3 protein-coding genes and 1 pseudogene are annotated in these 4207 nt (G+C 71.0%); 2 read left to right on the top strand and 2 right to left on the bottom strand.

Annotated features, from left to right (window positions below; translation table 11 throughout):
* On the top strand, positions 1-671 hold a 671-nt coding region (locus tag RT309_RS13975), incomplete at its 5' end, for an isopeptide-forming domain-containing fimbrial protein (protein WP_313358000.1).
* A 68-nt stretch (positions 672-739) separates the two neighbouring features.
* Here RT309_RS13975 and RT309_RS13970 read toward each other — a convergent pair.
* Positions 740-2242, bottom strand: coding sequence for a LuxR C-terminal-related transcriptional regulator (locus RT309_RS13970; RefSeq protein ID WP_313357998.1), 1503 nt, complete (start codon positions 2240-2242; stop codon positions 740-742).
* 90 nt (positions 2243-2332) lie between these two features.
* Positions 2333-3631, bottom strand: a complete 1299-nt coding sequence (locus tag RT309_RS13965) for an MFS transporter (RefSeq protein ID WP_313357996.1) — start codon at positions 3629-3631, stop codon at positions 2333-2335.
* 43 nt (positions 3632-3674) lie between these two features.
* Between RT309_RS13965 and RT309_RS13960 the strand changes: the two are divergent.
* Positions 3675-4207 (top strand): annotated as a pseudogene (locus RT309_RS13960) (hypothetical protein); the annotation flags it as partial.

The following is a 4207-nucleotide window of genomic DNA, read 5'->3' as shown; positions in this document are numbered from 1 at the left end:
TCGGCGAGCGCGTCACGATCACCTACTCGGTGACCGTGCACGGCGACGCCGGCGGTGAGATGCTGAAGAACACGGTCGCGGGAGTCGCGGTGCCTCCGGGAGGCGCCGAGTTGACGCCGCCGCCGTCGACCACCGAGAACCCCGTCGGAAAGCCCGGCTTCACGTTCGCGAAGACGTCGAACCCGGCATCCGGCACAGCGGTCGCCACCGGAAGCATCGTGACCTACACGCTCACCGGTGCCAACACCGGCGAGACGGCACTCGACCGGGTCGTCATCACCGACGATCTCGCCAAGGTGCTCGCTCACGCGAAGCTCACCGGCGGTGCGGTCGCGAAGATCGGCGATCGCGAGGTCGCCGCGCCGAGGATCGACGGCACGAAGCTGTCGTGGAGCGGAGCGCTCGGCCTCGACGAGACGGTCACCATCACCTACACGGTCACGGTGAACGACTCGGCCGCAGGGCAGACGCTGAACAACGTCGCCACGGCTTCGGCCACGCCTCCCGGTGGTGCGGTGCTCGACCCGGCGTCCAGCAGCACCGAGCACAAGGTGCTCACCCCGCTCGCCATCACCGGCGGACAGCTGTTGCCCTGGGCCCTCGGGTTCGGCGCGCTGCTGCTGCTGGGTGGTGCCGCGCTGATGCTGATGCGTCGACGCCGACACGCCTGATAGGCGACTGACGAAGGCCTCGGGCTGCTGGGGAGCAGGCCGGGGCCTTCGTCGTTGCCGCGCGGTTCTCAGATGAGCCCGCGGCGGTAGGCCTCGGCGAGCATCTCGTCGCGGTCGGCGGCGTCGAGCTTGCGGTACAGACTCGACACCTGCGACTTTATGGTGTTGACCGACACGAACAGGCGCTCGGCGATCCCGCGCCGACTGACGCCCGCAGCCAGGTGCGCGAGCACCTCGAGCTCGCGCGGTGTCAGCGACAGCGTCGCCGCGGCAGGGGCGGGACTCGTCTCATCGCGCAGCACGGCCTCGACCAGCGCGCGGGAGGCGCCGCTGATCGGCAGGTTCACTCGCGACAGTCCCTCCGCACATCGCCGCGCCTGCTCGAGAGCCGCGTCGGCAGCAGCATCCTCGCCGAGGGCGCGATGCGCGAGGTGAAGGACACCGAGACGCCAGAGCTCCAGCTGACGCAGGCCACCGGTCTGCTCCGCCGTCCGCAGCGCCAGCGCCAGCGCCTGCGACGGCATACCGCCGTCGAGCGCCAACCCCGCCTGCACGAGCCTCGTGACCACGAGCTCAGGGTCGGCCGATGCGAGAACGGCGCGTGCCTCGGACAGACGCCCGGCGGAGGCCGCCTGTGCGGCGCGCACGACAGCGCTGGCGCTGCCTGTCATGCCCTGGCCGGTCGTCGAGCCGGGCAGGGGCGCATTCTCCAGCGCCACGAGCAGCCGCTCCGCGCCGCTCCGGCCTGCGAGCACCGCTGGCGCCAGGGACAGCACGAACAACGGCCACATCTCGCCGATCTCCTGACGCGGGAGGCTGAGCAGCTGGGTGAACGCGGCTTCGGACCCGTCTGCGATGAGCGTGGCGAGTTTGGCAGTGGCGTCGACGAGCACCTCCGCCCAGCTCTGCGTGCGTGGCACCCGCTGAGCTTCGGCGAGCTCTCGGTGAACCAGCTCCGGATCGCCGAACATCGCGTGCACAAGAGCAGCCTTGGCGTGCGCATCGCGCACCAGGAAGGCCAGATCCGCGGGCGGAACCGTCCACTTGACCCGCTCGAAGTCAGCCAGCGCACGACCGAGATCTCCTGCGAGCATCCGGGTGATGCCGGCCTGCAGGAACGTGAACGACGCGATCCCGAGGGAGCCGTCGACGAGTGCGTTGCTGACCGGGGCATCAGCAGCCGCCCGATTCACCAGCTGCATCGCGGAATCGAACTCGCCGCCCAGCCGGGCCTCGAGCACACCGATCGCGATGACGGTGCCACGCGCGGCAGAGCTGAGGGCTTTCAGATCGCTCTGCCGCGCGTCAGCCATCGGCGGCACAGCCTCCCCTCGCAGCAGCGACCGTGTGTACGCCACAAGCGGCCGCCTGTGCACCTCGGGATCGGGAGCGGCATTCAGCACAGACCGCAGCTCATGCGGAGCGAAACCGAACCACGCCTCGAGGTAGTGTTCTTCGAGCACCGCGGGGATGCGATCCTGCGGCCCGTCGTCGCGCAGCGCCCGCAGCACGTTCAACACGCCCGTGCGATGAGCGGGTGGCGCGGAGCTGCGGCCGACGCCCTCGGTCATGGGCGTATCGACATCGATCGACGCTCCACTCGACGTATCCATCTGCCGCTCCCCTTCCCGACCGATCAATCTAGCCCAGACCTCGAAACCTCAGGCTGGCGTCGAGACGGCGGGACGCGCAGCGGCATCGACAGCGTCGGGAGCGGATGCCCGTCGCACGGCCGGAAGCGTGAGCAGGCTCACCAGCGCCATCACGGCAGCGGCCGCATAGAGCACGGCGTAGTTGTCTGCCGCGCCGGAGATCGGGTCGCCCGCGCCGACGCGCAGCAGCGCCGCCGCCGCAACGGGAACCACGACCTGCGGAATCGTCTCGGCGACGTTGAGCAGCCCGAGATAAGCGCCCTCCCGCCGAGCGGGCACCACGCGCATCGCCAGGGCGAGGTTGACGGCCAGCGAGGTGCCGACGGCGAGACCGCCGGCAGCCGCGGCGAGCCAGAGCGCGACGGGCGTCTCGGCCACAGCCCGCACAGTCGCGGCGGTAGCGAGCCCGATGCCCGCAGCGGCGAAGAACGGCAGGTAGCCACCACGGCGTGACGCCCACGTTCCGCCGACGATGGCGCCCACGATGATGCCCGTGCCACCGCACAGCGTGGCGATCATCGCCACGGGCGTCGCCGTCACAGGGTCGCCGGTCATCCGATCGATGACCAGGTAGAGGGTGAACGCCGCCGCCAGCGAGAATGCGGCCTGCATCGCAAACCGCTGCAGCCACACCGCGACGAAGGCGCGGGAGCCGGCGAGTCGCGCGCGCTGGTGTCGGCGGGGCCCCGCCTGAGCGGGTATCGCCTGCACCGGCATCCGCTCGGGGATCATCATGGCCGCGCCCACCACGACCAGCGCGAGCGCCGGCATGACGAACGAGACCACATCCACGTGGCGGGGCAGCAGCGCCGAAAGAGCCAGCGGCGGCAGGGTGCCGACGAACGCCGCAGCGGTGAAGAGACCCGACGCCGACCCGCGCTGCTGCTCGGTGACCGAGTCGGCCAGCAGTGCCGTGGATGCCGCCATCGTCGCGTTGACGGCGAGCTGCGCGCCGACCCAGCTCATGATGACCGCCGCGACGCTGTCGGCAGCGGCCAGCGCGCCGATGAATGCGAACCCGGTGAGCACGCCGCCCAGCATCCAGGGTCGCCGTCTTCCCAGACGTCCGCGTGTGCGATCCGACAGCGCGCCGAACAGCGGGTTGCTCACGAGGGCTGCGGCGCTGCCGAGGGCGAGCGCGGTGGCGAGAGCGCCGGCGCGCTGATCCTCAGGAAGGAGAGCGGCTAACTTCAACGGCATGACGGCGACGACCGGCGCCGTGAGCGAGCCCAGAGCGACCAGATTCACCGCGGCCAGCAGCAGGACCACGCGTCGCGGCTGTCGTGCGGCGATCTGTGCAGGCGGCATCCGGGTCCCTCTCGTCCTCGAGCACTCTAGCTACACTGAGGGCATGATGTTCGCGGGCGATCAGAGCCCGCTGCCTCGCAGGCGCCTTCTGGATGCGCTGTCGTCGTCGAGTCCCGTGGTGGTGCTGGCAGGTCCGGCCGGCGCGGGGGCCTCCACGACACTGCGCGCGTGGGCGGCTGAACGTGAAGACGTGACCTGGGCGGCGGGGACGGTGCCGGATGTCGCAGACGACGATCTCGCGGCACCAGGCGCCGCGCTGGTCATCGACGATGCTGACGGCCTCAGCCCAGAAGACTGGCAGCGGCTCGCCCGGCTGCGGGCCTCCCGGCCGCATCTGCTCGTGCGGCTCGCCGTGCGCAGTCGCGCCGCCGTTCCGCCGCAGCAAGGGGTGGAGTTCGCCGAATCGCTGCTGCTCACGGTCGCCGAGACCGCCGAGTACCTGATCGAGGTGGGGTCTGCGCTGGACGCGCCGGTCGTGCATCGTGTCACCGGCGGCCTCGCCTCTGCGGTTCGCGCCGTCGCACGGCTCACCGTCCTGTCGCCCACGACCGTCGACGCCGCGCTCGCGGCGCTTCC

The sequence above is a fragment of the Microbacterium sp. genome, from assembly GCF_032084865.1.
GTDB lineage: Bacteria > Actinomycetota > Actinomycetes > Actinomycetales > Microbacteriaceae > Microbacterium.
Note: the sequence above shows the minus strand (reverse complement) of the source record. Positions and strands in the feature narration are given on the sequence as shown.

What these genes read in the sequence shown, in the direction of transcription:
- RT309_RS13965 (WP_313357996.1), bottom strand. Translation starts at nt 3,631, where the DNA reads ATGCCGCCTGCACAGATCGCCGCACGACAGCCGCGACGCGTGGTCCTG.
- RT309_RS13970 (WP_313357998.1), bottom strand. Translation starts at nt 2,242, where the DNA reads ATGACCGAGGGCGTCGGCCGCAGCTCCGCGCCACCCGCTCATCGCACG.